Source organism: Actinoplanes nipponensis (assembly GCF_016862275.1).
Lineage (GTDB): Bacteria > Actinomycetota > Actinomycetes > Mycobacteriales > Micromonosporaceae > Actinoplanes > Actinoplanes nipponensis.
Genome location: NZ_BOMQ01000089.1, coordinates 45,196 through 68,619 on the forward strand (window position 1 = coordinate 45,196; position 23,424 = coordinate 68,619).

At 73.8% G+C, this 23,424-nt stretch carries 19 protein-coding genes; 14 read left to right on the forward strand and 5 right to left on the reverse strand.

The window, feature by feature from the left end; genetic code table 11:
- Positions 1 to 32: 32 nt before the first annotated feature.
- Positions 33 to 5,387 carry a pullulanase-type alpha-1,6-glucosidase gene (pulA, locus tag Ani05nite_RS36410; RefSeq protein WP_203776142.1) on the reverse strand — a complete coding sequence of 1,785 codons (5,355 nt, stop codon included), beginning with the start codon at positions 5,385 to 5,387 and terminating at the stop codon, positions 33 to 35.
- A 175-nt stretch (positions 5,388 to 5,562) separates the two neighbouring features.
- Between pulA and Ani05nite_RS36415 the strand changes: the two genes are divergently transcribed.
- Complete coding sequence (locus tag Ani05nite_RS36415) at positions 5,563 to 7,104, forward strand: glycoside hydrolase family 13 protein (RefSeq protein WP_203776034.1); 1,542 nt, start codon at positions 5,563 to 5,565, stop codon at positions 7,102 to 7,104.
- Here Ani05nite_RS36415 and Ani05nite_RS36420 read toward each other — a convergent pair.
- Both Ani05nite_RS36420 and Ani05nite_RS36425 read right to left on the reverse strand, forming a co-directional pair.
- The gene (locus Ani05nite_RS36420) at positions 7,101 to 7,937 is read right to left on the reverse strand and encodes a siderophore-interacting protein (RefSeq protein WP_203776035.1); all 837 of its coding nucleotides are present in this window, start codon (positions 7,935 to 7,937) and stop codon (positions 7,101 to 7,103) included. The two genes, Ani05nite_RS36415 and Ani05nite_RS36420, sit on opposite strands and share 4 nt — an antisense overlap.
- 12 nt (positions 7,938 to 7,949) lie before the next feature.
- The gene (locus Ani05nite_RS36425) at positions 7,950 to 8,519 is read right to left on the reverse strand and encodes a hypothetical protein (RefSeq protein WP_203776036.1); all 570 of its coding nucleotides are present in this window, start codon (positions 8,517 to 8,519) and stop codon (positions 7,950 to 7,952) included.
- A gap of 97 nt (positions 8,520 to 8,616) precedes the next feature.
- On the opposite strand from Ani05nite_RS36425, the gene Ani05nite_RS36430 reads away from it, so the two are divergent.
- The 4 genes from Ani05nite_RS36430 (at position 8,617) to gabT (ending at position 12,731) form a co-directional block, all read left to right on the forward strand.
- Positions 8,617 to 8,805: a hypothetical protein gene (locus Ani05nite_RS36430; protein ID WP_203776037.1), complete on the forward strand. Its 189-nt coding sequence runs from the start codon at positions 8,617 to 8,619 to the stop codon at positions 8,803 to 8,805.
- A gap of 37 nt (positions 8,806 to 8,842) precedes the next feature.
- Positions 8,843 to 9,901: a lysylphosphatidylglycerol synthase transmembrane domain-containing protein gene (locus tag Ani05nite_RS36435; RefSeq protein WP_203776038.1), complete on the forward strand. Its 1,059-nt coding sequence runs from the start codon at positions 8,843 to 8,845 to the stop codon at positions 9,899 to 9,901.
- A 100-nt stretch (positions 9,902 to 10,001) separates the two neighbouring features.
- Complete coding sequence (locus Ani05nite_RS36440; RefSeq protein ID WP_203776040.1) at positions 10,002 to 11,441, forward strand: gamma-aminobutyraldehyde dehydrogenase; 1,440 nt, start codon at positions 10,002 to 10,004, stop codon at positions 11,439 to 11,441.
- A 3-nt stretch (positions 11,442 to 11,444) separates the two neighbouring features.
- A complete protein-coding gene (gene gabT / locus Ani05nite_RS36445; RefSeq protein WP_203776042.1) occupies positions 11,445 to 12,731 on the forward strand; it encodes a 4-aminobutyrate--2-oxoglutarate transaminase in 1,287 nt (428 codons plus the stop codon).
- Here gabT and Ani05nite_RS36450 read toward each other — a convergent pair.
- Entirely contained in the window at positions 12,705 to 13,904 is a 1,200-nt protein-coding gene (locus Ani05nite_RS36450; RefSeq protein ID WP_203776044.1) for a saccharopine dehydrogenase family protein, read from the reverse strand. The two genes, gabT and Ani05nite_RS36450, sit on opposite strands and share 27 nt — an antisense overlap.
- A gap of 273 nt (positions 13,905 to 14,177) precedes the next feature.
- Between Ani05nite_RS36450 and Ani05nite_RS36455 the strand changes: the two genes are divergently transcribed.
- From Ani05nite_RS36455 to Ani05nite_RS36490, 8 genes are all read left to right on the forward strand, one after another.
- Complete coding sequence (locus Ani05nite_RS36455) at positions 14,178 to 14,633, forward strand: Lrp/AsnC family transcriptional regulator (RefSeq protein WP_239131002.1); 456 nt, start codon at positions 14,178 to 14,180, stop codon at positions 14,631 to 14,633.
- The gene (locus Ani05nite_RS36460; RefSeq protein ID WP_239131004.1) at positions 14,630 to 16,000 is read left to right on the forward strand and encodes an aspartate aminotransferase family protein; all 1,371 of its coding nucleotides are present in this window, start codon (positions 14,630 to 14,632) and stop codon (positions 15,998 to 16,000) included. Before Ani05nite_RS36455 ends, Ani05nite_RS36460 begins: the two co-directional genes overlap by 4 nt.
- Before the next feature lie 22 nt (positions 16,001 to 16,022).
- Positions 16,023 to 17,336, forward strand: a complete 1,314-nt coding sequence (locus tag Ani05nite_RS36465; protein WP_203776049.1) for an NAD(P)/FAD-dependent oxidoreductase — start codon at positions 16,023 to 16,025, stop codon at positions 17,334 to 17,336.
- Between the two features lie 68 nt (positions 17,337 to 17,404).
- A complete protein-coding gene (locus tag Ani05nite_RS36470) occupies positions 17,405 to 17,641 on the forward strand; it encodes a hypothetical protein (RefSeq protein ID WP_203776051.1) in 237 nt (78 codons plus the stop codon).
- 75 nt (positions 17,642 to 17,716) lie between these two features.
- Entirely contained in the window at positions 17,717 to 18,550 is an 834-nt protein-coding gene (locus Ani05nite_RS36475; RefSeq protein ID WP_203776053.1) for a hypothetical protein, read from the forward strand.
- On the forward strand, positions 18,547 to 18,936 hold the full coding sequence (locus Ani05nite_RS36480; RefSeq protein WP_203776055.1) for a GntR family transcriptional regulator: 390 nt from the start codon (positions 18,547 to 18,549) through the stop codon (positions 18,934 to 18,936). The genes Ani05nite_RS36475 and Ani05nite_RS36480 overlap by 4 nt, the downstream gene beginning before the upstream one ends.
- Before the next feature lie 90 nt (positions 18,937 to 19,026).
- Positions 19,027 to 20,379, forward strand: a complete 1,353-nt coding sequence (locus Ani05nite_RS36485; protein ID WP_203776057.1) for a BNR repeat-containing protein — start codon at positions 19,027 to 19,029, stop codon at positions 20,377 to 20,379.
- Positions 20,380 to 20,406: 27 nt separating this feature from the next.
- Complete coding sequence (locus Ani05nite_RS36490) at positions 20,407 to 21,222, forward strand: SAM-dependent methyltransferase (protein ID WP_203776059.1); 816 nt, start codon at positions 20,407 to 20,409, stop codon at positions 21,220 to 21,222.
- A 13-nt stretch (positions 21,223 to 21,235) separates the two neighbouring features.
- On the opposite strand, the gene Ani05nite_RS36495 is transcribed toward Ani05nite_RS36490, so the two are convergent.
- Positions 21,236 to 22,081, reverse strand: a complete 846-nt coding sequence (locus Ani05nite_RS36495) for an SGNH/GDSL hydrolase family protein (RefSeq protein ID WP_203776145.1) — start codon at positions 22,079 to 22,081, stop codon at positions 21,236 to 21,238.
- Between the two features lie 112 nt (positions 22,082 to 22,193).
- Between Ani05nite_RS36495 and Ani05nite_RS36500 the strand changes: the two genes are divergently transcribed.
- The gene (locus tag Ani05nite_RS36500; protein WP_203776061.1) at positions 22,194 to 23,420 is read left to right on the forward strand and encodes a threonine synthase; all 1,227 of its coding nucleotides are present in this window, start codon (positions 22,194 to 22,196) and stop codon (positions 23,418 to 23,420) included.
- The last annotated feature ends 4 nt before the right edge of the window (positions 23,421 to 23,424 follow it).

A 23,424-nucleotide genomic window follows, 5' to 3' on the forward strand; every position in this document is an offset into this window, starting at 1 on the left:
GACCACCGGCAGGCCCGTACGTCTAGAGCCGATCAGCCCTGCACGAACACCGCCGTGGTCCGGGCCGGGACGGTGAAGGTGCCGGTGGCCCGGTCGAACGATCCCGCGTCGCGCTGCAACGGGTGCGGGGTCACGTTCGCGCCCTTGAGCGCCGCGACGGTCTGGGTCGCCGCCGCCGGGGTGGCGTTGAAGACGACCGTGACCGACCTCCAGCGGCGGTCGAGGCCGCGCCCGTCGAGCCGCATGGTGATCACGCCGGGGGTCTCCGCGGCGCCGGAGAGCGGGAACGACAGCCGCTTCTGCACCTCGGCCGCGGTCCGCAGGCCGAACACCGGCGACGATCGGCGGATCGCCAGCAGCTCCCGGTAGCGGGCGTCGGCCAGGTTCACCGCGTCGCAGCCGGGCACCAGCTTCTCCTCGGCCAGCAGCGGCTTGGCGTACGGCCACTTGCTCTCGTTGTCCACCGCGGGGGGCAGGCCGCGGCCGAAGCCGTTGCCCTTCGCGCAGTCCCAGGTGATCTGGTTGAACCAGTCGCCGGAGTTGAACGAGTTGCGGTCCAGCGACTTGGAGCGCAGCCGCTCGCTGCCCGCGGTCACGAAGCCCACGCCCTGCCCGAGGGCGGTGGTGGCCAGGGCCACGGACTGCATCTTGGCCCGGTCCACCGCCGAGGTCCCCGCCGGCAGCTTGTACGCCAGCGCGTCGTACAGGATCTCGTTGTCGTGCGCGTCGACGTAGGTGATCGCCTCGCCGGGCGCCGCGGTGTAGCCGGCCGGGGCCCCGTTGTAGTCGATCTGGTCGCCGGTGACGGCCGTGCCGGCCGACCCGGTGAACCGGTACTTGGCCAGGTTGCCGGTCAGCCCCACCTTGATCAGGTCCTGCTGGTGCAGCAGCCGGGCCTTCTGCTCGGCGGCGGTGCCGTTGGCCGGGTCGCCGTTCGGGTCGGTGAACAGCCCGGAGCCGAAGCCCTGGATGCGCGGGTTGTCGTCGAACGGGCCGCCGCCGCGCACCGCGTCGCGGAGCCGGTCGTTGAAGGTGCCGATTCCCGTGCCGGCCATGTTCCGCTGGGTGGCCTGCACGAAGCGGGCGTCGCCGGCCACCTCGCCGAAGTCCCAGCCCTCGCCGTACAGGTAGATGCTCTTGCCGTCGACGCCGTCGCGGGCGACCGTCAGCCGGTCGAGCGCGGCCCGCACGGCCAGGATGTTGGCCTTGGGGTGGTGGCCCATCAGGTCGAAGCGGAAGCCGTCGACCTTGTACGCCTTGGCCCAGGTGACCAGCGAGTCCACGACGAGCTTGCCCATCATGGTGTGCTCCGGCGCGGTGTTGGCGCAGCAGGTGGAGTTGGCCACCGTGCCGTCCTCCAGCAGCCGCTGGTAGTAGCCGGGCACGATCTGGTCGAGCACCGAGTGCGGGTCGGTGCCGGCCGCCGAGGTGTGGTTGTAGACGACGTCCATGACCACCCGCAGACCGCTGGTGTTGAGCCCGGCGACCATCTCCCGGAACTCGCGGGTCCGGGCGTCCGGGTCGACGGCGTAGCCGCCCTCGGGGGTCGTGTAGTGCAGCGGGTCGTAGCCCCAGTTGTAGCCGTCCTCGGCGGCCACGGCGGCGACGCACTTCTGCTGCTCGGCGGAGTCCCGGGGCAGCGCGGGCAGGTCGCAGGCGGGCTGCTGCTGGTCGGCGCGCTTCTCCGGGATGGTGGCGAAGTCGAAGACCGGCAGCAGGTGCAGGTGGGTGGTGCCCGCGGCGGCCAGCGCCTTCAGCTGCTTCATGCCGGCGGTCCGCGGGTCGGTGAAGGCCTCGTACGTGCCGCGCTCGGCCGCCGGGACCGTGCTGTCCGCGATGGAGAAGTCCCGCACCGACAGCTCGGAGACCTGGAGCTTTCCCGGGGTGTACGCCGGCTTGCGCAGCCTGTCCCAGCCGGCCGGCTTGTTGTCGGACAGATCCGCGATCCGGGTGTGCGTGGAGTCGGCCGACAGGGCCACCGAGTACGGGTCGGTGACCGAGGCGGTGACGACCTTGTTCGCCGCGGGCTGCCAGGCGGTGACCCGGTAGCGGTAGAACTTGCCCTTCCAGCTGCGGTCACCGCGGACCGACCACACGCCGGTGCGCGCGTCCCGGGCCATGGCGACGGTCCGGGCGGCCGCCGCCGGGGTGTCGGACAGCTCCAGCGACACCGTCCGGGCGGTGGGCGCCCACACGGCGAGGGTGGGCCGGCCGCCGCGGAAGGTCGCGCCGAGCTGGGCCCTGGCCGCCGGCGCGTACACGTCGTCGAGGGCGCCGGCGGTCTGCACCCCGGTCGCCGCGAGCAGCTTGCCCTCGGCGTCGCGCTCGGTGACCGCCACCTGGCCGCGCAGCACGTCCTTGAGCTTGGACAGGTCGCGCAGCCGGAAGGCCGGGTACTGCCACAGGTGCGGGTTGGCCTGCCGCTGGGCCTCGGTCAGGCCGTTGCGCCGGGCGTCGAGGCGGATGCTGCCGTGCGCGCCGGCCAGCTCCCCGTCCACGATGCTCAGGCCGCCCTCGGGCGCGTAGACCAGGTCGTAGACCCGGCCGTCGGTGCCGGCCCCGACCGGCTCCAGCGAGCTGCCCAGGCCGGTCTTCCAGGCGATGGTCGCCCGGTCGATCCAGACGGCGGCGGACCTGGTCAGGTCGGCGACACCGCCGCCGGCCCGGCGCACCACGGGCAGCAGCCGATCCGGTACGCCGGACAGCAGCCACGCCTCCCGCCCGGTCGTGGCGAAGTCCAGCCGCTGGTCGTCGGGCAGGTCCTTGGCGTCGCCCTTGTGGATGATGTAGTTGAGCCCGGTGGCCCCGGCGGCCAGCGGCACCCGGAACGTCACGCCGAACTTGTCGGTCGCGGCGGGCTGCAGCGGCGCGGACCACTCGGTCGGGTTGGCGGCGCCGTCCCACACGTGCAGGCCCCAGCCGGCGTAGTCACCGTCGGCGCGGCGGTAGTGCAGCACCGCCGTGTTCGGGTCCTGCTGCGCGGCCGGCCCGGTGGTGACGATCGCCGGGTCGCCCTGCTTGAGCCAGATCTCGGGCGTCTTCGTGGGATCCAGGAAGCGGTCCGCGCCGACGTCCTTGACGCCGTTGGAGTCCACCACGATGAAGCCGACGTTCCTGGCGCCGGGCTTGAGCTTGACCCAGGCGAACCGGCCGTACGCGTCCACCCCGTCGAACGGCTGCCCGGCCGGCCAGGTGGTCGTGCTCTCGACGTCGCCGAAGGCGTACAGGCCCCAGCCGTCGTAGTCGCCGGCCGGCCGGTTGTAGTGCACGATCGCGTAGTCGGGTCCGGCGGTCACCGGGGGCGTGCCGACCTTGATCGAGGTGCCGCTCACGGCCAGCCGGCCCCGGCCGTCGCGGACCACCGCCTTGTACCGCACCGGCGTGCCGCCGGCCAGGCCGGTCAGGTCGTGGAAGATCCGGTACGGCGCCTTGTCGGCGGTGCCGAGCAGCCGCCACGGGCCGGCGCCGACCTGCGCGGCGAAGGTGACCGTGGCCAGCGGGTCGCCGGTGGTCGTCGCGGTCAGCTCGGTGCGGGTGGGCACCAGGGCGCCGGGCGCGGTGAGCTTCACGGTGGGGGCGGCCGCCGCCTGGGCGATCGGCTTGGCCGCCCGGTAGACGACCGAGGACAGGGCCGGGACGGTGACGGTCAGCTTGCCGTCCGCGCCGGTGGCCGCCGCGCCGGTGGCTCCGTAGAGGCCGGCGAAGGAGGCACCCGGCGTCCACGTGTCCAGCGTGACGGTCTGCGCGGTCGTGGCGTTGTTGACCGCGACCACGTACTCGGTGCGGGACTTGCGGTCGATCCGGGAGGTGGCGAAGACGCCGGGGCCGTCGGCCGCGTACCGGTCGACCTGCAGGCCCGTGGTCAGGGCCGGGTGGGCCCGGCGCAGCTCGGCCAGTTCGCCGATCGTGCGGTAGAGCGGGTGCGAGGTCTCGTAGTTGTCGACGGCGTGGGTGCGGTCGGTGCCGAGCAGGTCGTCGTCGAGGTAGTCCGCCGACTTGCTGGCGAACATGTCCTGCCGCGCGTCCTTGTCGCCGCCGGGGCCGGTGAAGCCCTGCTCGTCGCCGGAGTAGATCACCGGCTGGCCGCGGGTGAGGAACATCAGCTCGTGGGCCAGCTGGTCGCGGCGCAGGTGGGTGGCCGGGTCGGTGCCGCCGGCGGCGATGAACGAGCCGATCCGGCCCATGTCGTGGTTGCCCAGGAAGGTGGGCAGCCGGTCGGCGCCGGTGTCGGCGGTGGTGTAGAGGTCGTCCGCGGCGTACAGGCCGGACAGTGCCTTGGCCGAGCCGCCGTCGGCGGCGAACGTCTTGGCCGCGGCCTGGAAGGAGAAGTCCAGGGTGGCGGGCAGGCCGCCGCGGCGCACGTAGGTGGACTCGATCTCCTGGTCGGCGCTGTAGACCTCGCCGAACATGAAGAAGTCCTTCTTGCCGGCCTGGCGCGCGGCCTTGTCGATGCCGGCGGCGAACTGCGGCCAGAAGGCCAGGTCGGTGTGCTTGACGGTGTCGAGGCGGTAGCCGTCGATGCCGGTCCGGGCGATCCAGTCGCCGTAGATCTTGGTCATCCCGGCGACGACCTCGGGGCGCTCGGTGAACAGGTCGTCGAGGCCGAAGAAGTCGCCGTACTCGCTGTTCTCGCCGACGAACGTCGAGTCGCCGCGGTTGTGGTACATCGTCGGGTCGTTGAGCCAGGCGGGCTTCTTGACGCCGCGGTCCTTCGCGTCGATCACCGGCGTGTACGGGAACGACTGGTCGTTCAGCTTCGGGAAGGCCCGGCTGCCGTCGGCGTAGTTGCGGTCCTCGAACTCGCGGCCCTGGGCGTCCTGATAGGGCGAGGTGGCCTTGTCGATGTAGTCGTATTTGTTCTCGGCGTACTTGATGACGTCGGCGGTGTGGTTGACGATGATGTCCAGGTAGATCTTCATGCCGCGCTTGTGCGCCAGCCGGACCAGCCGCTCCAGGTCGGCGTTGGTGCCGAAGTGCGGGTCGACCTGGGTGAAGTCGGTGATCCAGTAGCCGTGGTAGCCGGCCGAGATGTCCGAGCCGCTGCCCTGCACCGGGCGGTTCTTGAAGACCGGGGCGAGCCAGATCGCGGTGGTGCCCAGCCCCTGGATGTAGTCCAGCCCGTTGATGATCCCCTGCAGGTCGCCGCCGTGGTAGAAGCCCTTGTCGGCCGGGTCGAAGCCGGTGGCCAGCCGGTCGCCGGGCAGCCGGCCGGTGTCGTTGGACCTGTCGCCGTTGGCGAAGCGGTCCGGCAGCACGAAGTAGAACTGTTCCGAGGGGGCGGGCGCGTCGAAGCCCCAGCCCGCGAGGGCGGCGGCGGTGGGCTCGGCGATGGGCTCGGCGGTGCCGGCGGCGCGGGCCGGGCCGGCCGCGGCGACGCTGAGCAGCATGGCCAGGACGACGGTCCAGACGACGATCAGCCGCCGTCTGAGCAGGAGGGTTTCCACATTGAGGCCTTCCGATGGCGGGGCGACGACGCACGCTAACCCCCGGCGGCCGGGTCCTGCAAGACCTTGCAGAAACTGTCAAGCAATTTCACCGCCGCGAAGGGGAAACATTGTGGACATGAGCGACGCCGTCTATCAGATCTACCCGCGCTCCTTCGCCGACGCGGACGGCGACGGCGTCGGCGACCTGGCCGGCCTCACCGCCCGCCTGGACCACGTCGCCGGCCTCGGCGCCGCGGCGATCTGGCTGACGCCGTTCCAGCGGTCCCCGCAGGCCGACCACGGCTACGACGTCAGCGACTACACCGACGTCGACCCCCTCTTCGGCGACCTGGCCGCCTTCGACGTCCTGCTGGCCCGGGCCCACGAGCTCGGGCTGCGGGTGCTCATCGATGTCGTGCCCAACCACTGCTCGGCCGCGCACCCGCTGTTCCGGGCCGCGCTGGCCGCGGCGCCGGGCAGCCCGGCCCGCGCCCGGTTCCACTTCGCCGACGGCCGCGGCCCCGGCGGGGCCCGGCCGCCCAACAACTGGCCGAGCGTGTTCGGCGGGCCGGCCTGGACCCGGATCACCGAGCCCGACGGCCGGCCCGGCCAGTGGTACCTGCACCTGTACGCCAGCGAGCAGCCGGACTGGAACTGGCGCGACCCGCGGACCGCGCCGTTCTTCGACGAGGTGCTGCGCTTCTGGTTCGACCGGGGCGTGGACGGGCTGCGCATCGACGTGGCCCACGGCCTGTTCAAGGCGCCCGGGCTGCCGGACCTGCCCGCCGGGACGGTCCCCGAGCCGATGCGGCTGCGCGGCAACCCGCTGGCCTGCGACCAGGAGGAGGTGCACCACGTCTACCGGCAGTGGCGGGGGCTGGCCGACTCGTACGACCCGCCGCGCGTCCTGATCGGCGAGGTCAACCTGGCGCCGGACCGCGCCGCCCGCTACGTGCGCCCGGACGAGCTGCACCAGGCGTTCGCCTTCGCGTTCGTGACCGCGCCGTGGGACCCGCACGTGTGGGCCGCCACGGGAGCCGACCTGCTGTCGCACGCGAACGGGACCGCGCCGGTGACCTGGGTGGTGGAGAACCACGACGTGCGCCGCGCCGTCACCCGCTACGGCGGCCCGGCCCGGGCCCGCGCCGCGATCCTCGCCGTGCTCGCCCTGCCCGGCGCGGCGTACCTCTACCAGGGCCAGGAGCTCGGGCTGCCCGAGGTGGACGTGCCCCCGGCGGCCCGCCAGGACCCGGCCTGGGCCCGCGGCGGCGCGTCCCGCGACGGCTGCCGGGTGCCCCTGCCCTGGCGCCGCGACCCGGCCGGTGCGTACGGCTTCTCCCCGCCCGGCGCGATGCCGCCGTGGCTGCCGGTCCCGCCCGGCTGGGGCGAGCTGTCGGTCGAGGCGCAGGCGGCCGACCCGGCGTCCACCCTGCACCTGACCCGGCGCGCGCTGCAGCTGCGGCGCGCGCTGCCGGCCGCCGACACCGTGCGCTGGTCGGTCACCGGCGACGGGCTGCTGCTGGCCGAGCGGGGCTGCGGCGTCACCCTGGCCGTGGCGATGGGGGACACCGACGCCCGGCTCCCGGACGGCGAGGTGCTGCTGGCCAGCGGGCCGCCGCCGCGGGACGGCATGCTGCCCCGCGACACCGCGGCCTGGCTGCGGACGGCGGCGGACTAGCCCGCGGCCGCCTCCTGCTCCCGCTCGACCTGCTGGTTCCACTCGCGCTTGCTCGACTGCCAGCCGTCCTCGTTCAGGCCGCGCCGCCAGTAGCCCGAGATGGACAGCCGGCTCATCGGCAGGCCGTGCTCGACCCGCAGCAGCGCCCGCAGCTCCTTGACGAAGGCGGCCTCGCCGTGCACGAACGCGTGCACCTCCCCCGGCGGGAAGGCGAGCCCGCGCACGGCCGCCACCAGCGCCTCGCCCACCGGCCGGCCGGCGCGGTGCAGCCAGGTGATCTCGGCGTCGCCGGGGCTCTCCAGCTTCTGCTCCTCGGCGGCGTCCTCCACCTCGATGAACGCCCTCACGGTCGCGCCGGCGGGCATGCGCTCGAGGGCCGCCGCGATCGCCGGCAGGGCGCTCTCGTCGCCGGCCAGCAGGTGCCAGCCGGCGTCCGGGTCCGGCGCGTAGCCGCCGCCGGGGCCCTGGAAGCGGACGGGGTCGCCGACGCGCGCCGCGGCGGCCCACGGCCCGGCGACGCCCTCGTCGCCGTGCACCACGAAATCGATCCACAGCTCCGGCACCTCGGGCCGCCAGCGGCGCACCGTGTACGTGCGGACCAGCGGCTGCTGCTCGCGGGGCAGGGTCTGGCGGATCACGGCGAGGTCGAACGGCTCCGGATACGCCACGCCCGGCCGCGGGAACAGGATCTTGACGTAGTGGTCGGTGTACGCCCCGGCGTCCAGCCCGGCCAGGCCGGCGCCGCCCACCACGATGCGGACCATGTGCGGGCTGAGCTGCTCGACCCGGGTGACCTGCCCGACCCTCGCCGCCCTGACCGGCCTGTCGGCCATGACATCACTTCCCTACCGGCTCGTCGTGCCGGTAAGGCTATCCTCACGACGGCCGGGCCGGGCCACGGCCAGCGGGAGCAGGGCCACGAGCACCAGCGCCGAGCCGACCGGCAGCAGGTCGAGGTCGGCGCCGATCGCCACGAAGCCCACCAGCACCGCGACCGGGCTCCAGAACGGCAGCCGGCCCGCCCGGACCAGCCGGACGAGCAGCACCAGCAGGCCCACCTGGAACAGCGCCGGCCCGATCAGGTCGAGCGCCTCCGGCAGCGGCGCCGCGTTGTGGAAGTCCGCGAAAAGGTCGCCGGTGATGACCCAGAGGAAGCAGGCCCCGCCGAACAGCACGGCGGCCGTGGCCGCCTCGACGAGCACCCGGGACGCCGTGGCGGCGGGGCGGTCCAGGCGGCGCAGGGCCACGGCGAACACGGCGAACAGCACGATGGCGGTGAAGAAGGCGACGTGCCCCACGTCCCAGGCGGGGCCGTTGTGCCGGTCCCCGTCCAGGCCGTCGACGACACGCAGCAGGCCGTAGACGAGCATGAGGGCCGGGGCGGTGCAGGCGCAGAATCTGACGAGTCTCGGCATGAGCTCAGCCTGCCGCCGGGCGAGCGCGCCCCACATCGGGGAATGACCCCGACGGCACCCCGAGAGTCGTGGCAGGGTGTCCGCAGAGGAGGGTGCGATGAGTGAGGAGCTGGCGCGGTTGCGCCGCTGGGAGGAGTCCGGCGCCACCTGGCGGGTGCTGGTCCGTACCCCGGAGTCCGTGGAGATCGCGCTGCTGACCTGCGACGCGGGCGAGGAGGTCGACCGGCTGCGCAGCGCCGACCCGGCCGTGCTGGCGCACGTCGACGCCCGGGACGAGGCGGAGTAGCCGCCCCGGGCTGGACCGGGTTTGCGAGGATCGGGCGATGTCGCGTCCGCCGTCCGTGGTGCAGGAGCGCCCGGCCGAGGTGGCGCGCCGGGGCGGTGGGCCGCGGTGGTTGCGGCTGGTGGCCGTCGGGGCCGCGGTCGTCACGCTGGCCGTCGTCGGTCTGCGCGGGCGGCTGCCCGACCCGGGCGAGTTCCTCGCCGCCCTGGCCGGGGCCGGGTACGGCTGGGTCGCGCTGGCCGCCGCGTTGCAGGTCGTGTCGCTGCTGGCGTTCGCCCGGCAGCAGCAGCACCTGCTCGGCAACCTGGGTGTCCGGCTGCGGGTCCGGCGCCTGCTGGCCATCACGCTGGCCCGGTCGGCGATGTCGATCAGCCTGCCGGCCGGGGCCGCCGTCTCCACCGGGTACGCGATCAGGGAGTACCGCCGGGCCGGGGTGCCGCGGCGGGTCGGCGCCGCGTCGGCGGTGGTGTCCGGGCTGGCCTCCCTCGGCGGGCTGACCCTGCTGTACGTGGTCGGCGGCGCGGGGGTGGTGGCCCGCGATCCGGGCAGCTACCTGAGCTGGCGCCCGCCGGCGGTGGTCGCCGCGCTGGCCGCGCTGACCACGGCCGGCGTCGTGCTGGGCCGGCGCTTCGCGGCGCGTCCGGGGCGGGCGCCCGCCGGCGGGGAACCGGCGTGGGCGGGCGGGGCCGGGCGGCGGGCCGGCCGGCTGCTGACCTCGGCCCGGGGCGCCTGGCGGGCCGGGGCCGGCCTGCGGGCGCGGGACTGGGCGGTGGCCCTGGCCTACGCGGCGGTGAACTGGCTGACCGACCTGCTCTGCCTGGCCGCGGCCACCCGGGCGCTGGGCCTGCCGGTGGGAGTGACCACTTTGGCCGGGATCTACCTCGGTGTGCAGATCGTCCGGCAGGTGCCGCTGACCCCGGGCGGCGTCGGGGTCATCGAGACCGCGCTGGTCGCCGGGCTGACCGCGAGCGGGGCGACCGCGGTCCCGGCGGCGGCCGCCGTGCTGATCTACCGGCTGCTCTCCTGCTGGCTGATCATCCCGGCCGGCGGCGCCGCGGGCCTGGCGCTGCGCCGGGCGCACACCGTCACGCCCCGCTGAGATCGGCCATCGCCACGGAAACAGTGATCTCAGGTCTTGTCTGCTGCGGATTCGGTGAAAAGATGTCTCCGCGAGACGTGATATCTCAGTGGGAGGCCGGATGAGCACCACCAAGCGCGTGCTGACCAATTTCATCGGCGGGGCGGCGGCCGAGCCGGCCGACGGCCGGTACGAGGACCTGATCGACCCGTCCACGGGCGAGGTCTTCGCGGCCGCGCCGGTGTCGGGGCCGGCGGACGTCGACCGGGCGATGCAGGCGGCCGCCACGGCGTTCGAGACGTGGCGGGACACCACCCCGGGCGAGCGGCAGCGGGCCCTGCTGCGGTTCGCCGACGCGGTGGAGGCGCGGGCCGACGAGCTGGTGGCGGCCGAGTCGCAGAACACCGGCAAGCCGCTCGGCCTGACCGCGAGCGAGGAGCTGCCCCCGGCCGTCGACCAGATCCGGTTCTTCGCCGGCGCCGCGCGGCTGCTCGAGGGCCGGTCGGCCGGGGAGTACCTGAGCGGCTACACCAGTTACGTGCGGCGCGAGCCGGTCGGCGTGTGCGCGCAGGTGACGCCCTGGAACTACCCGCTGATGATGGCGGTGTGGAAGCTGGCCCCGGCGCTCGCGGCCGGCAACACCGTGGTGCTCAAGCCGTCCGACACCACGCCGGTCACCACGGTCATGCTGGCCGAGATCGCCGCGGAGTTCCTGCCCCCGGGCGTGCTGAACGTCGTCACCGGCGACCGCGACACCGGCCGGGCCCTGGTCGCGCACCGGACCCCGCGGATGGTGTCGATCACCGGTTCGGTCCGCGCCGGCATGGAGGTGGCCTCGACCGCGGCCGCCGACCTCAAGCGGACGCACCTGGAGCTGGGCGGCAAGGCCCCGGTGGTGATCTTCGACGACGCCGACGTCGAGGCGGCCGCCGCCGCGATCGCCGAGGCCGGCTACTTCAACGCCGGGCAGGACTGCACCGCGGCGACCCGGGTGCTGGCCGCCCCCGGCGTCTACACCGACTTCGTGGCCGCGCTGGCCGAGCAGGCCCGGGGCACCCGCACCGGCGCGCCGGACGACGAGGACGTGCTCTACGGCCCGCTGAACAACGCGCGCCAGCTGGAGCGGGTCGGCGGCTTCATCGACCGGCTGCCCGGGCACGCCAGCCTGGAGGCGGGTGGCGCCCGGGTCGGCGACCGCGGCTACTTCTACTCCCCCACGGTCGTCTCCGGACTGCGGCAGAGCGACGAGATCATCCAGGACGAGGTGTTCGGGCCGGTCATCACCGTGCAGCGGTTCACCGACGAGGACGAGGCGGTGGCCTGGGCCAACGGCGTCGAGTACGGCCTGGCGTCGTCGGTGTGGACCCGTGACCACGGCCGGGCGATGCGGATGACCCGGCGGCTGGACTTCGGCTGCGTCTGGGTCAACTGCCACATCCCGCTGGTCGCGGAGATGCCGCACGGCGGCTTCAAGCACTCCGGTCACGGCAAGGACCTCTCCGTGTACGGCCTGGAGGACTACACCCGGATCAAGCACGTCATGCACAGTCTCGAGGGCTGAGCGATGCCGAGTTCCGAGGAGCTGCACAAGCGCCGCCACGCCGCGGTCGCCCGGGGCGTCACCTCGATGGTGGCGTCCTACGTGGACCACGCCGCGGGCGGCAGCCTGCACGACGTCGACGGCCGGGAGTGGATCGACTTCGGCTCCGGCATCGCGGTGACCAGCGTCGGCAACGCGGCGCCGCGGGTGGTGGCGGCCGTGCGCGAGCAGGTCGAGCGGTTCACCCACACCTGCTTCATGGTCACGCCGTACGAGTCGTACGTGGCGGTGTGCGAGCAGCTGGCCGCGCTGACGCCGGGGACGTTCGACAAGCGGGCGGCGCTGTTCAACTCCGGCGCCGAGGCGGTGGAGAACGCGGTCAAGGTCGCCCGGCACGCGACCGGGCGGCAGGCGGTGGTGGTGTTCGACCACGCGTACCACGGGCGGACCAACCTGACGATGGCGCTGACCGCGAAGTCGATGCCGTACAAGCACCGGTTCGGGCCGTTCGCGCCGGAGGTCTACCGGGCGCCGATGTCGTATCCGCTGCGCGACGGCGGGCTCTCCGGCGCGGAGGCGGCGGCCCGGGCGATCGACGTCATCGAGAAGCAGGTCGGCGCGGCGAACGTGGCGGCGGTGCTGATCGAGCCGATCCAGGGCGAGGGCGGCTTCGTGGTGCCGGCTCCCGGCTTCCTGCCCGCCCTGTCCGCGTGGGCGCGGGAGGCCGGCGCGGTGTTCATCGCCGACGAGGTGCAGACCGGCTTCTGCCGTACCGGATCCTGGTTCGCCTGCGCCGACGAGGGCGTGGAACCGGACCTGGTCACCACGGCCAAGGGGATGGCCGGCGGCCTGCCGCTGGCCGGCGTGGTCGGCCGGGCCGAGCTGATGGACGCGGTGCACCCGGGCGGGCTGGGCGGCACGTACGGCGGCAACCCGATCGCCTGCGCGGCGGCGCTGGCGGCCATCGAGACCATGCACGAGCTGGACCTCAACGCGGCGGCGAAGCGCCTCGAGGCGCAGTTCATGCTGCGGCTGACCGCGCTGGCCCAGGGCGACCCGGGCATCGCCGAGGTGCGCGGCCGGGGCGCGATGCTGGCGCTGGAGCTGGTCAAGCCGGGCTCGCTGGAGCCCGATCCGCTGCGCACGGCGGCGGTGGCCCGGGCCTGCCACGCCGCCGGGCTGCTGGTGCTGACCTGCGGCACCTACGCCAACGTGCTGCGCTTCCTGCCGCCGCTGGTCATCGCCGAGGAGCAGGTGGCGCGCGGCCTGGACATCCTGGCGGAGTCACTGCTCGCGCATCTGCCAGGGTGAGCCGTACGCGGTGAGCAGGTCGAGGAAGGGCACGGCGTCGAAGGCCTCCGGGCCGAGGACGCCGGCCCCCTGCCACACCCCGGTGGCCAGCAGCTCCAGGGCGACGATCGGGTTGACCGCGGTCTGCCAGACCACCGCCTGGGAGCCGTACTCGCGCATCGACCACTCGTTGTCGACGACGTGGTAGAGGTACACCTCGCGGGGCTCGCCGTCGCGGCCGGTCCCGCTGACCAGGGTGCCCGCGCAGGTGCTGCCGGTCATCCGGTCGCCCAGGCCGGCCGGGTCGGGCAGGCAGGCCGCCACGACGTCGCGCGGTGACACCTCCACGCCGCCGACGCGCACCGGCGCCGTCCGGTCCAGGCCCAGCTTGTGCAGGGTCTTCAGCACGTCGATGAACTCCTTGCCCAGCCCGTACTTGAAGGTGACCCGCCGGGCGTCGACCCAGCGCGGGATGAGCAGCACCTCCTCGTGCTCGACGTGCACGCACTCGACCTCGCCGATGCCGCCCGGGAAGTCGAAGACCTCCGGCTCGCTGAGCGGCTCGGTGGTGAACCAGCCGCGCCCGGCCTCCCAGATGACCGGCGGGTTCAGGCACTCCTCGATGGTGGTCCACACCGAGAACGAGGGCGCGAAGTCGTAGCCGGCCACCACCAGGTTGCCGCCGTCGCGGATGCCGATCTCGTCGATGCGGGAGAAGAGGTGGTCGGCCGCGTACCGGGCGAACACATCGGACAGGCCGGGCTCCACGCCCATCCCGACCAGCGCCAGCAGGCCGGCGTCCCGCCAGTCGTCGGCCGCGGCGAACTGCTCGTCGCCGAGCTTCACGCCGGTGCGGGAGAACGGCTCGTCGGGGTGCGGGTGCGACAGCGACATCGCCATGTCGATGTAGTGCGCGCCGGCCCGGCGGGCGCCGTCGAAGATCGGCATGACGAACCGCGGGTCGACGGCGTTCAGCACGTGGGTGATCGCGTGCTCGCGGCAGAGCGCGGCCACAGCGTCCGCCGACGAGGCGTCGACCCGGGCGGCGACGAAGCCCTCCCGCCCGGCCACCGCGGCCTGCGCCCGGGCGAGATCGTGGTCGGCGACGACGAACACCTCGTGGAAGTCGCGGCGGGCGGCGATCCCGGCGGCGGCCGAGCCCACCCCGCCGGCGCCGACGAGCAGTACGCGCATGACAAGCCCTTCCTGCACTGAAAACGTGTTGCGATCACGCTATCGCGACGGAAACACTTGTCAATGGTCCAAGATTCTGCGATAAACGCAGTCAGCAGGGTTACCCCCCACCCACCGGAAGCCAGTCCCATGACCACAGCGTCACCGCCCCGTCACCGCATCCGGCCGCCGCTCCACAGAGCACGGTCGGCCCCGCCACGGAATCGCGGGAGCCGCCGGAATGCGCCGACGGATTCCGTTGCCATCCGCCGGTCCGCACGCCAGAATCGCTGCGTGACGGACCTGGCGCTCGACGACGTGAACAAGCAGATCATCGAACACCTGCAGCGTGACGGACGGATGTCCTACGCCGGGCTCGCGAAGATCATCGGGTTGTCCGAGGCGGCCGTGCGCCAGCGCGTCCAGCGGCTGCTCGACGGCGGGATGATGCAGATCGTCGCGGTCACCGACCCGCTGATGCTGGGCTTCGCCCGCCAGGCGATGGTCGGCGTCAAGTGCGTCGGCGACATGCGCGCGGTCGCCGAGCAGCTCGCGGCGATCCCCGAGGTCGACTACGTGGTCATCTGCGCCGGCGGCTACGACCTGCTGGTGGAGCTCGTCTGCACCGACGACGAGCACCTGCTGAGCCTGCTCAACGAGGCCATCCGCGCGGTGCCGGGGGTAACCGGCACCGAGACGTTCATGTACCTGAAGCTCGCCAAGCAGACCTACGCATGGGGGACACGATGACCGAAGACCTCTCCGGGTCCGCCCGGGACCACCTCTGGATGCACTTCACCCGGATGTCGTCGTACACCGGCGCGCGGGCCAGCGAGGTGCCGGTCATCGTGCGCGGCTCCGGGCCGTACATCTGGGACCAGAACGGCAAACGCTACCTGGACGGGCTGTCCGGGCTGTTCGTGGTGCAGGCCGGGCACGGCCGCGGCGAGCTGGCCGACGCGGCCGCCAAGCAGGCCTCCGAGCTGGCCTACTTCCCGCTCTGGTCCTACGCGCACCCGACCGCGGTGGAGCTCGCCGAGCGGCTGGCCGGGCTGACCCCCGGCGACCTGAACCGGGTCTTCTTCACCACCGGCGGCTCCGAGGCGGTGGAGAGCGCCTGGAAGCTGGCCCGCGGCTACTTCAAGCTGACCGGCAAGCCGATGAAGACCAAGGCCATCTCGCGGGCCATCGCCTACCACGGCACCACCATGGGCGCGCTGTCGCTGACCGGGCTGCCGCTGATCAAGCAGGAGTTCGAGCCGCTGGTGCCGGGCGCGCTCAAGGTGCCCAACACCAACTTCTACCGGCGCCCGGACGAGTCCATGAGCGAGGAGCAGTTCGGCATCTGGGCCGCCGACCGGATCGCCGAGGCCATCGAGTTCGAGGGCCCCGACACGGTGGCCTGCGTGTTCCTGGAGCCGGTGCAGAACGCCGGCGGCTGCTTCCCGCCGCCGCCCGGCTACTTCCAGCGGGTCCGCGAGATCTGCGACCGCTACGACGTGCTGCTGGTCTCCGACGAGGTGATCTGCGCGTTCGGCCGGCTCGGCGAGTACTTCGGCTCCACCCGGTACGGCTACACCCCCGACATCATCACCTGCGCCAAGGGCCTGACCTCGGGCTACGTGCCGCTGGGGGCGATGATCGCGTCCGAGCGGCTGATCGCGCCGTTCCTGACCGGCGGCAACTCGTTCTCGCACGGCGTCACCTTCGGCGGGCACCCGGTCGCGTCCGCGGTCGCCCTGGCCAACCTCGACATCTTCGAGCGCGAGGACCTCAACGGCCACGTCCGGGCCAACTCGGCGCTGTTCCGGTCCTATCTGGAGCGGCTCAGCGACCTGCCGATCGTCGGCGACGTCCGCGGCGACGGCTACTTCTTCGGCATCGAGCTGGTCAAGGACAAGGCGACCAAGGAGACCTTCGACGCCGACGAGTCCGAGCGGCTGCTGCGCGGCTTCCTGTCCAAGGCGCTGTTCGAGGCCGGGCTGTACTGCCGGGCCGACGACCGCGGCGACCCGGTGATCCAGCTGGCTCCCCCGCTGGTCTGCACCGAGGAGCACTTCGCCGAGATCGAGCACACCCTGCGCGGCGTGCTCACCGAGGCGTGGACCAAGCTCTGAGCCGACCCGCGGCGGAAAACCCATGACAATTCACGATGTGAGCCCCTCCTTCTGGCTGTCCGCCCTCGGTGAGCCGAGGGCGGCCCGGCCGGCGCTGCCCGGCGACCGCAGCGTGGACGTGGCCATCGTGGGGGCCGGGTACACCGGGCTGTGGACGGCGTACTACCTGGCCCGGGCCGATCCGTCGCTGCGCGTCGCGGTGCTGGAGGCGCGGTACGCCGGCTTCGGCGCGTCCGGGCGCAACGGCGGCTGGTGTTCCGGGCTGTTCCCGGTGCCGGTGGGCGCGCTGGCCCGCCGGCACGGCCGCGACCAGGCGGTGGCCATGCACCGGGCGCTGGCCCGGACGGTGGACGAGGTGGGCCGGGCCGCCGCGGCCGAGGGCATCGACTGCGACTTCGCCAAGGGCGGCACGGTCGCGCTGGCCCGCTCCGCCGCCCAGCTGCGCCGCGCCGAGGCCGAGGCCGCCGAGGCGCGGGAGTACGGCCTGGACGTGACGCTGCTGGACGCGGCCGCGGCCCGGGAGAGGTGCGGGGCCGCCGGGGTGGTCGGCGGCACGTTCAGCCCGGACTGCGCCGCCCTGCAGCCGGCGGCGCTGGCGCGCGGGCTGGCCGCGGCGGTCGAGCGCCGCGGCGTCACGATCTACGAGGGCACCCGGGCCCTGCGGCTGGCCCGCGGGTCGGTGGTCACCGACCACGGCACGGTACGCGCGGACGTCGTGGTCCGCGCCCTGGAGGGCTACACCGCCGCGCTGGCCGGGCACCGGCGCGCCCTCGCCCCGGTGTACTCGCTGATGATCGCCACCGAGCCGCTGCCGGACGAGGTGTGGCAGCGCATCGGCCTGGCCCGGCGCGAGACGTTCACCGACCACCGGCACCTCATCGTGTACGGCCAGCGCACCGCCGACGACCGGCTGGCGTTCGGCGGCCGGGGCGCGCCGTACCACTTCGGCTCGCGCGTGCGCACGGCGTACGACCGGGAGCCGGCGGTCTTCGCGGCCCTGCGCCGGGCGCTGACCGACCTGTTCGGCATCGACCCGCCGCTCGCGTACCGCTGGGGCGGCCCGCTGGGCATCCCCCGCGACTGGATGCCGTCGGTCGGCCTCGCCGACGGCCTGGGCTGGGCCGGCGGTTACGTCGGCGACGGCGTCGCGGCGGCCAACCTGGCCGGGCGCACCCTGGCCGACCTGATCACCGGCACCGACTCCGAGCGCACCCGGCTGCCCTGGACCGGGCACCGGTCCCGGGGCTGGGAGCCCGAGCCCCTGCGCTGGTTGGGCATCAACGCCGCGCTGCGCGGGACGGCCCTGCGCGACGCCTGGGAGATCGCCCGGCGATAAGTCTGCGGAGCGCCGCGACCCTGCCGATGGTGAGGCCCGACAGTCAGCGACGACGACAGGGGTTCACCATGGCAGTCGAGGCCATCGGCTCGACCGATTCCGGCACCGTCACCGCGCGGACGGAGTTCCAGCGCGTCCAGCTGAAGCTGGCGGAGGACCTGGCGGCCAAGGCCGCCGAGAAGGTCGCGGCCAAGGACAAGGCGGTCCTCACCCGCAGCGAGAACGACGCCCTGCACGAGCGCCAGACCGGCACCGGCGCCGCGGACATCGGCCGGCTGGGCACCGCGCTGGACACCGTGGTCTGACGTCTTGTGTTGACACAATTCGGCTGACCTGACACGCTTGCTTGTATCAAGTGATTGATACAAGGAGGATGTCGCGTGCCTGTGTTCGCCCGAGCGATGCTGGTGCTGCTCCTGCTCGGCACCGCGGCCCTCGTGGTGGTGCGGGCCCTCTGGCCGCTCACCGTGCCGGCGCCGGCGACCCGCCGCCGCGACCCCGCGCTGAAGTGGCGGCTGGCCGGCATCGTCGCCGGCGCCGCCGCGGCGCTCGTCGCCGTCCGGATCCCGGAGGCGGGTCGCGGGGACCTGCTGGCGGCGCCGGTCTTCGGCATGGGCGTCTTCGCCGGCGCGCTGACCGGCGAGCTCACCCGCGGTCGACCGGCCGGCGCGGTCCGCCGCGCCGGGCTCCGGGTCCGCCGCACGCTCGACTACGTGCCGAGGGCGCTGGGCACGGGCGTCACCGTGTCCACGGTGGCCCTGTTCGCCCTCGCGACCCTCACCACCAGGACCGGCGCGCCGGAGGCCGGCGGCCGCGTGCTGGCCTGCCCCGGCGGGACCCGCGGACCCTGGCCCGGTGCGTACTACACGGTCCCGGCCCTGGCCGCCGTCGTCGCCGGGCTCGCCCTGGCGGCGTTCACGCTGCGCCGGGTGGTCCGCCGGCCGCAGGCCGCCGAGCCGGCCACCGCCGACGACGCGCTGCGGCGGCGTTCCGCCGAGGTCGTCACCGCCGGGACCGGCGTGCTGGTGCTCGTGCCGCTGACCGGCATCGCGCTGACGGCCGGGCTCCTGCTGCAGAGCAGCGAGGTGACCTGCGGGGCCGGCTGGTGGGACGGCGCCGGCCAGGCGCTGACGGCCCTGGGCTTCCTCGCCTTCGCGTTCGCCGCCTGGTACGGCGCGTGCCTGCTCCTGCCGGGCAAGCGGGCCCGCGCATGAACGAGCCGCCGCAGCTGAGCGTCACGACGACCGACCCGACGCCGCCCTACGAGCAGGTGCGCCGGCAGCTCGCCGCGCTGATCGGCAGCGGAGCCCTGCCCCCGGACGAGCGCCTGCCCCCGTTGCGGCAGCTGGCCGGCGACCTCGGCCTGGCGGTGGGCACGGTGGCCCGGGCGTACCGGGAGCTCGAGGCGGCCGGCCTGGTCGTCTCCCGCCGCGGCGGCGGCACCCGGGTGGCCGGCCCCCCGGCCCGGCCGGCGGCCACGGCCGACGACGAGCCGGTGCTGCGCGCCGCCGAGGAGTACGTCTGGCGGGCGCGGGCGGCCGGCGCGGACCGCGGGTCCATCGTGGCCGCGCTGCACCGGGTCCTCGACGCCACGCCCTGACCCCTGACATCGACGCCCTTGACTGTCCCGGGCCGGGCGGCTTAACGTCTGCGAAACCTTCCGGCACCACCGCAGACCTCGAGGTCGTCGATGAAACGTTTCATGGCCGCCACCACCGTCCTGATCCTCGCGGGGACCCTCGTGGCGTCCCCCGCCCTGGCGGCGGCGCCCTCGGTCACCCAGAGCTCGGTCACCGTGCTCACCACGACCGGCCGCACCGCGCTGACCTACACCGGCTACATGAACGGCGAGTCGTTCCAGCAGGACGGCATCACCACCGTGGCCGGCTGGCAGTACACGGCCTTCTGGGACCAGAGCGGCCACGTCAACCTGTCCCGGCGACAGCTGCCCGGCGGCGGCTGGCAGAACCTGCGGCTCACCGACTACGCCACGACCTCCACCGACTCGCACAACACGATCAGCATCGGCGTCTCGCGCCAGGACGGCAGCATCCACCTGGCCTTCGACATGCACTCCTCGGTGCTGCGCTACCGCCGGTCCGTGGCCGGGCTGGCCACCTCCCCGGGGCCGGCGGCCTGGTCGCCGGGCAGCTTCGGCCCGCTGGTGACCAGCCTGACCGGGGCGGGCATGCCGACGATGACCTATCCGCAGTTCCTCACCACCCCGGCCGGCAAGCTGCAACTCGCCCTGCGGACCGGCACCAGCGGCGCCGGCGACGAGGTGCTCTACGAGTACGCGGGCGGCGCGTGGACCTCCGTCGGGCGGTTCATCGACGGCACCACCGCCAACAACAACGCCTACCTGTTCGGGCTCGAGTACGACAGCACCGGCCTGCTGCACGCCACGTGGACCGTGCGGGAGACCTCCGACGCCAGCACCAACCACGACCTGTTCTACGCGTACAGCCGGGACGAGGGGCGGACCTGGCGCAACAACGCGGGCACGGTCGTGGCCACCACCGGCAGCGCGCCGCTGATCTCCGACGCGGCCGGGCTGCGGGTCTGGGCGATCGGCCAGAACCGCGGGCTGATCAACCAGGAGTCGCAGGTGGTGGACAAGGCCGGGATCGTGCACGTGCTCGCCTCGCACCTGCCGGCGTCCGCCCCCAACACCACCGACTTCACCGCCGCCCGGGAGAGCGCCGTGCTGGTGCACTACTGGCGCGACAAGGCCTCCAAGGTGTGGCACCAGACGTACACGCCGTTCCTGGAGCGTTCCAGCCGCGGGGACATCGCGGTCGACGCCGCCGACAACCTCTACGTGGCCAGCGGGGACTCCTCGACCCACAAGCTGCACATCCAGACCGCCTCGAAGGCCGCCGGCTGGAGCGACTGGACCCTGCGCTCCACCTCCGCCGCGATCTACTTCTCCGACCCGCTGGTCGACCACGAGCGGCTGCGCACGCTCGGGGTGCTCAGCATCTTCGCGCCGCGCTACGGCGGCAGCCAGATCGACGTCCAGGACTGGGCGGTACGCCCCTGACGGGCATCCACCGCCTACGATCTCCCCATGGATCAGCCCAAGCCGCCGGTCGACCTGCAGACCGACCGCCCCCACCCGGCCCGGGTCTACGACTACCTGCTCGGCGGCAAGGACAACTTCGCCGCCGACCGCGCCGCCGCCGAGCAGGGCATCAAGGCCAATCCGGCGAGCCGCACGCCGCCCCGGGAGAACCGCGCGTTCCTGCGCCGGGCGGTCCGGTTCCTGGCCGCCGAGCGCGGCATCGACCAGTTCCTCGACATCGGCACCGGCATCCCGAGCGCGCCCAACGTGCACCACGTCGCCCAGCAGGTCAACCCGGCGGCCCGGATCGTCTACGTCGACAACGACCCGATCGTGCTAGCCCACGCCCGCGCGCTGCTGACCAGCACGCCCGAGGGCCGCACCGAATACCTCGACGCGGACCTGCGCGACGTGGCGTCCATCCTCGACTCGCCGCAGCTGCGCGCCACGCTGGACCTGGGCCGCCCGGTGGGTCTGCTGCTGATCGCCATCCTGCACTTCATCGGCGACGAGAACGACCCGGACGGCATCGTCGCCCGCCTGCTGGACGCGCTGCCCCCGGGCAGCCACCTGGTGCTGTCCCACCTGACCGGCGACTTCGCGCCCGAGGCGTGGGAACGCGTGGCCGAGATCTACCGCCGCACCGGGGTCACCATGCAGGTACGCCCGCGGCAGCGGATCGAGGGCTTCTTCGCCGGCCTGGAGCTGGCCGAGCCGGGCGTCGAGCTGGTCAACCGCTGGCGCCCGGACGGCCCGGACCCGGACGGCGACCCCACCGACGCGGAGGTCTCGGTCTACGGGGGCGTGGCCCGCAAGCCGTGACCGGCCCCGGCGGTCACCAGCCGAAGCGGCCGGGGTAGGTCACGTCGGCCAGCTCGTTCTGGCCCTCGACGTCCGGGTGGAAGTAGTCGAGCTCGTTGACCAGGTCGAGCGAGAACCGCACCCGGTGCGCCCGGCCGCCGTCCCAGCGGCACCGCCGGCCGTAGTCCTCGCACGCCGCGGCCAGCTCGCGGTTGTAGGCGTCCACCCGGTCCGCCACCTGGCGCCGGCGCCGCTCGTCGGCGCGCGCGGTGGAGGTCGGCCGGGCCAGCAGGGACTGGCATACGCCGCGGCTCCAGGCCCGGACGGCCCGCTCGTCGTCGTGGCCCAGCTGCCACAGCCGGTACAGGTCGGGGATGCTGACCACGAGCACGCGCGCCTTCGGCAGGCCCTTCTTCAGCCGGGCCAGCGCCGTGTCGACCTGCTCGCGGAAGTCGCCGGGTCCCGTCATGTCCGCGACCCGGCCGGCGCACGCGTCGTTGGCGCCGATCAGCACGGTGACGTACTGGGCCTGGTCGTCGACCGCCCGGACGACCTGGGCGGTGAGGTCCCGCGCCCGGGCGCCGGGCACGGCGTAGTTCTCGGCGTGGCCCCTGATCGCCGCGTTGCCCTCGCGGATCCGCCGGTAATGGCTGTCCACCGCGGCGCCGCCGCCGGTCGACCACGAGTTGCGGCCGCAGGCGACGAGCGTGAAACACGTGCCGTAGCCCGCCGTGATCGAATCGCCGAGCGCCGCCATCGAGACCGGCAATCCCTTCTGCGGTGGGCCGGCGGGCTCACCGGCGGCGTTCCCGGCGCCCTCACAGGCCAGCGCGAGCGCGGCGAGCACGGCGAAGGCGGCGAGATGCCAGCGGCGCAGCACGATGAACCCTCCAAAATCACCCAAGGCAACAACGCCATCACGCTAAGGCATCGCCGCGGTCGCCGTCACCCCGCCCGGCCACGATCACCCCCGGGGTCGCAAGCTGATCGTCATGACCACGACCTACTCCGCCCTCAGCCACCTGGAGTGCTCCCGGACCGGCGCCCGCCACGACGCGGACGTCGTGCAGGGAGTCAGCGACGCCGGCGTACCCCTGCTGGCCCGCTACGACGTCGAGCGGGCGGGCCGCACCCTGACCCGGCAGGCCCTCGCCGCGCGCCCCGCGACGCTGTGGCGCTACCACGAGATGCTGCCGGTCCGCGCCCCCGACCGGGTGGTGAGCCTGGGCGAGGGCATGACGCCGCTGCTGCCGCTGCCCCGCTACGGCGCCCGGATCGGGGTGCCCGGGCTGCTGATGAAGGACGAGGGTCTGGTGCCGACCGGCTCGTTCAAGGCCCGCGGGGCCGCCGTCGGCGTCTCACGGGCGGCGGAGCTGGGCGTCACCGGCGTGGCCATGCCGACCAACGGCAACGCCGGGGCGGCCTGGGCCACCTACGCCGCCCGCGCGGGCCTGACCTGCCTGATCGCGATGCCGGTGGACGCGCCGGCCATCACCCGTACCGAGTGCGTCGCCACCGGCGCGGAGCTGTACCTCGTCGACGGCCTGATCGGCGACGCCGGCCGGCTGATCAACGCGGCGGTCCGGGACCGCACCGGCTACCAGGAGGTCTCCACCCTCAAGGAGCCGTACCGGCTGGAGGGCAAGAAGACGATGGGCTACGAGATCGTCGAGCAGCTCGGCTGGCGGGCGCCGGATGTCATCCTCTACCCGACCGGCGGCGGGGTCGGGATCATCGGCATCCACAAGGCGCTGCGCGAGATGCAGGAGCTGGGCTGGCTCGGCCCGGACCTGCCGCGGCTGGTCGCGGTGCAGGCCGAGGGGTGCGCGCCGATCGTCGAGGCGTACCGGGAGGGCGCCGACGTGAGCCGGCCGTTCCCGGACGCCCGCACCGTCGCCTTCGGCATCACCGTGCCCAAGGCGCTGGGCGACTTCCTCGTGCTGGACGCCGTCCGGGCCACCGGCGGCACGGCGGTGGCGGTCAGCGACGAGGCGCTGCTGGCCGAGCAGCTCCTGGTGGCCCGGGACGAGGGCACGTTCATCTGCCCGGAGGGCGCGGCCTGCCTGGCCGCGGCACGGCAACTGCGGGAGAGCGGTTTCATCGGCGGCGCCGACCGGGTGGTCGTGCTCAACACGGGTACGGGCCTGAAGTACCCGGAAACCGTCCCGGTCGACGTGCCGACGCTGCCGGTGGACGGGGTCATCCCCCCGCGCCGCTGACGCC

Coding starts and splice junctions, on each gene's coding strand:
- Ani05nite_RS36500 (WP_203776061.1), top strand. CDS start 22,194: ATGACCACGACCTACTCCGCCCTCAGCCACCTGGAGTGCTCCCGGACC.
- gabT (WP_203776042.1), top strand. CDS start 11,445: ATGCCGAGTTCCGAGGAGCTGCACAAGCGCCGCCACGCCGCGGTCGCC.
- pulA (WP_203776142.1), bottom strand. CDS start 5,387: ATGCTGCTCAGCGTCGCCGCGGCCGGCCCGGCCCGCGCCGCCGGCACC.
- Ani05nite_RS36430 (WP_203776037.1), top strand. CDS start 8,617: ATGAGTGAGGAGCTGGCGCGGTTGCGCCGCTGGGAGGAGTCCGGCGCC.
- Ani05nite_RS36490 (WP_203776059.1), top strand. CDS start 20,407: ATGGATCAGCCCAAGCCGCCGGTCGACCTGCAGACCGACCGCCCCCAC.
- Ani05nite_RS36480 (WP_203776055.1), top strand. CDS start 18,547: ATGAACGAGCCGCCGCAGCTGAGCGTCACGACGACCGACCCGACGCCG.
- Ani05nite_RS36470 (WP_203776051.1), top strand. CDS start 17,405: ATGGCAGTCGAGGCCATCGGCTCGACCGATTCCGGCACCGTCACCGCG.
- Ani05nite_RS36415 (WP_203776034.1), top strand. CDS start 5,563: ATGAGCGACGCCGTCTATCAGATCTACCCGCGCTCCTTCGCCGACGCG.
- Ani05nite_RS36465 (WP_203776049.1), top strand. CDS start 16,023: ATGACAATTCACGATGTGAGCCCCTCCTTCTGGCTGTCCGCCCTCGGT.
- Ani05nite_RS36450 (WP_203776044.1), bottom strand. CDS start 13,904: ATGCGCGTACTGCTCGTCGGCGCCGGCGGGGTGGGCTCGGCCGCCGCC.
- Ani05nite_RS36485 (WP_203776057.1), top strand. CDS start 19,027: ATGAAACGTTTCATGGCCGCCACCACCGTCCTGATCCTCGCGGGGACC.
- Ani05nite_RS36435 (WP_203776038.1), top strand. CDS start 8,843: ATGTCGCGTCCGCCGTCCGTGGTGCAGGAGCGCCCGGCCGAGGTGGCG.
- Ani05nite_RS36425 (WP_203776036.1), bottom strand. CDS start 8,519: ATGCCGAGACTCGTCAGATTCTGCGCCTGCACCGCCCCGGCCCTCATG.
- Ani05nite_RS36460 (WP_239131004.1), top strand. CDS start 14,630: ATGACCGAAGACCTCTCCGGGTCCGCCCGGGACCACCTCTGGATGCAC.
- Ani05nite_RS36420 (WP_203776035.1), bottom strand. CDS start 7,937: ATGGCCGACAGGCCGGTCAGGGCGGCGAGGGTCGGGCAGGTCACCCGG.
- Ani05nite_RS36440 (WP_203776040.1), top strand. CDS start 10,002: ATGAGCACCACCAAGCGCGTGCTGACCAATTTCATCGGCGGGGCGGCG.